Below are 2,996 nucleotides of genomic sequence, written 5' to 3'. Positions count from 1 at the left end.
GTACGGGCGCGGGGCGGAGGTCGGGCGTGAGGAGGACGCACAGTCGGGCAGAACAGCGCGCGCCTGGACGCGCAGGACGGACGACACGTGGACATTCGCCAGCTCACCACCTTCCACCGCGCTGCCACGCTGCTGAGCTTCAGCGCGGCGGCGGCCGAACTCAACTACGCGCAGTCGACGGTGACAGGGCAGATCAGATCGTTGGAGAACGCGGTGGGGGTGGCCCTGTTCGAGCGGCTCGCCGGCCGGAAGGTGCGGCTCACCCTGGCCGGTGAACGGCTGCTGCCCTTCGCCGAACGCCTGCTGTCCCTGGCGGACGAGGCGCTCGCCGCCGCGGTCGGCCCGAGAGAGCCGTCGGGGCGTCTGGCCATCGGGGTGATGGACTCGCTGGCCGCCTACCGGCTGCCGCCGCTCTTCGAGTACTTCCGCCACCGCTACCCGCGTCTGCAGTTGGCCCCGCAGGTCGGCACCGGCTCGCAGGTGCTGCACGCCCTCAGGGAGGGCAGCGTGGACCTCGGCCTGGTCACCTGCGAGCAGGTGCGCCACGAGGGGCTGGAGAGCGAGGTGCTGGGGCAGGAGCCGCTGGTGGCGGTGGTCAGTCCCGGTCACGACATGGCGCGCCGGCACCGGGTCACCGGGGCGGACCTGCGGGACGTGCCGGTCCTCGCCCCGGAGTCGGGCGGCGGCCGCTGGCGCGACGCCGGCGCGGCGGTGCCGGGCGGGGCGGGCGGGGCGGTGTCGGTGCTGGAGTCCGGGACGGTGGAGGAGACCAAGCGGTGGGCGGCGGCGGGGCTCGTCGTCGGCCTGGTGCCGCGGGTGTCGGTGGAGGAGGACCTCGCGGCGGGCAGGCTGGCGGCGCTGGCCTGGCGTCCGCCCGTGGAGGTCCACACCCAGCTCGTGCGGCGCCCGCGCACCCCGCTGACGCGCGAGATGCGCCTGTTCATCGAACGGGTGGGCGCCTACCTGGTCCAGGAACAGGACCTGGCCACGGCCTGACCGGCGAATTCGCCGCCGGACGCCCGGAGCCATCGGAATGTCCGATTGCCAGGCTTCGGGACAGCGAATGAGCAGTTCGTTGACCACCCGGTGCGCCGGCTGCTGGAATTCATTCAACAGCGCGGGCCGCCGAAAAGGGCGGGGAAAACCGCGGCCGCAACGGGAAAGAAGGAGTCGACCATGAACAGCAACGCGATCACGACCACCGAGGCCCGCCAGATGCTGGACGGCCTGTACGCCGGCGGCGCCGAGTTCGACGCCGACTGGAGCGCGGTGGGCGACGAGACCCTGGCGAAGCTGCGCGAGGCCGCGGCCTCCGGCGACGAGGCGCTGCAGACCCTCCTCACGAACCTGGCGTTCACCAAGTTCGTGGGCACCGACCAGGCCACCCGCCTGTCCGCCTCGCTGGGCGGCATCAAGCAGGCCGCCGTCATGGAGGTCTTCGACGAGCTGCCCACCACCTCCCTGGAGGACCTGCGCGCCGCCGCCGAGGCCGCCGGCTACGAGGTCGAGGTCCTCGGCTGACGGCAGCCGCGCGACACGGCACGGCTCGGCCCCGGGGTGCCGTACGGCGCCCCGGGCCGGCCCGGCCCCCTCCGCCCGGCCGCCACCCGGCACGGGAAAGAAAAAGGGAAAGCAAGAGGGAAGAAAGAGGACTGTTGTGAACGAGTCGTTCTCCATCGACGGACTGGGCTGGCGAAAGAACTGGCGGATCGAGAACGGGAACGACTCCTATGTCGTCCCCTTTCCGACCCTGCGGCCGGTCACGCTGGTTTTCCACGGCGAAACGGAATTCAGCTACGGGCATTACGGGATCCACCTCGGGCAGGCCGACGTCCTGACCTTCCTCGGCCCGAGCAGCGGCACCATCACCGGGTACTTCATCGACTGCCGCGAGGGGTCGCCCACCGCCGGCGTGCGCGAGCGGCACACCTGGTCGCCCGGCTCCGAGCGGGCGCTGTACATCCCGCCGGGCGTGGCGCACACCTTCGACGGCCTGGAGTTCATCAACACCGTCAACTCCTACGAACTGTTCCTGCCCGACCCCGAGCAGTGGGTGCGCGGCACCCTCGACTGGCAGCCGGACGCGGACATCATCAACCTGCCGCTGAACGTCACCGACGAGGAGCTCCCGCTCTACCGGCCCAACGCGCACCCCGCGAGCGAGCTGTGGTACGACCTGGTCGCCGCCCAGCAGCGGGACGTCATCCCCAAGGTGTCCTACGAGTACCCCATCACCCGCGACGTGCGCCTGGCGGACGGCACCGTGCACCGCATCGAGCTGCGCAAGACGCTGCCGAGGAACGAGAAGAAGAACTGGGAGTCCCTGGACAGCGTCTTCGGCCTCGGCTGGGTGCGCCACCCGGTCATCTCCAGCGGCCCCGAGTCCGGCTTCTCCGCGCTGCTCGACCGCCACCCGCTGTACTTCATCGACCACGGCGAGACCTCCTACACCCACGACGCGTACGGCATCCACCTCGGGCAGGAGGACCGGCTGACCTTCGTCGGCCCCCGCGACCAGGAGGTGACCCTGCACCTCATCGACACCCGGGTCGACTCCCCCACCTACGGCGCCGACGTCACCCACACCTTCTTCCCCGACCCGGAGCGCTACCTGGTGATCCCGCCGGGCGTGGGCCACGCCTTCGAGCACCTGGAGAACGTCTACACCCTGAACCGCCCGCGCACCCTGCTGCCCGCCGACGGCAGCCCGTACCTGCCCGGCAACGACGTCACCGACTGGCCGCTGGCCCGTCGCCCGCTGCCGGCGCTGCGCGCCAACACCGTGCCCGCCGGCCCGGAGTACTACGAGGCCCGCGTCGCCGACCAGCGGCAGCTGCGCGCCATGCCCGTCACCCACGCCACCCCCGCCGTGATGATGATCAACCGCGAGGACGGCTCGCAGATCCGGGTCGCGCTGCGCCGCAAGGTCCCCGCCGCCACCTGACGGCACCCCAAGGCCCCCCGGCGGGCGTGAGCGCGGGACGCGTCCCGCGCTC

Annotated in this window: 3 protein-coding genes; all 3 read left to right on the top strand. The window is 71.9% G+C overall.

All coding sequences use genetic code 11. The features are described from left to right. Positions 1-87 precede the first annotated feature (87 nt). The 3 genes from ABD308_RS28940 (at position 88) to ABD308_RS28930 (ending at position 2,944) form a co-directional block, all read left to right on the top strand. Complete coding sequence (locus ABD308_RS28940) at positions 88-996, top strand: LysR family transcriptional regulator (RefSeq protein WP_344340824.1); 909 nt, start codon at positions 88-90, stop codon at positions 994-996. 180 nt (positions 997-1,176) lie between these two features. Continuing rightward, positions 1,177-1,521 carry a hypothetical protein gene (locus ABD308_RS28935; RefSeq protein WP_344340818.1) on the top strand — a complete coding sequence of 115 codons (345 nt, stop codon included), beginning with the start codon at positions 1,177-1,179 and terminating at the stop codon, positions 1,519-1,521. A gap of 136 nt (positions 1,522-1,657) precedes the next feature. Then, positions 1,658-2,944 carry a dTDP-4-dehydrorhamnose 3,5-epimerase family protein gene (locus ABD308_RS28930; RefSeq protein WP_344340815.1) on the top strand — a complete coding sequence of 429 codons (1,287 nt, stop codon included), beginning with the start codon at positions 1,658-1,660 and terminating at the stop codon, positions 2,942-2,944. Positions 2,945-2,996: the final 52 nt, after the last annotated feature.

The sequence above is a fragment of the Kitasatospora putterlickiae genome (genome assembly GCF_039527695.1).
GTDB classification, from domain to species: Bacteria; Actinomycetota; Actinomycetes; order Streptomycetales; family Streptomycetaceae; genus Kitasatospora; species Kitasatospora putterlickiae.
The sequence above is the reverse complement of the archived record's forward strand: the minus strand, read 5'-3'. Positions and strand labels throughout refer to the sequence as shown.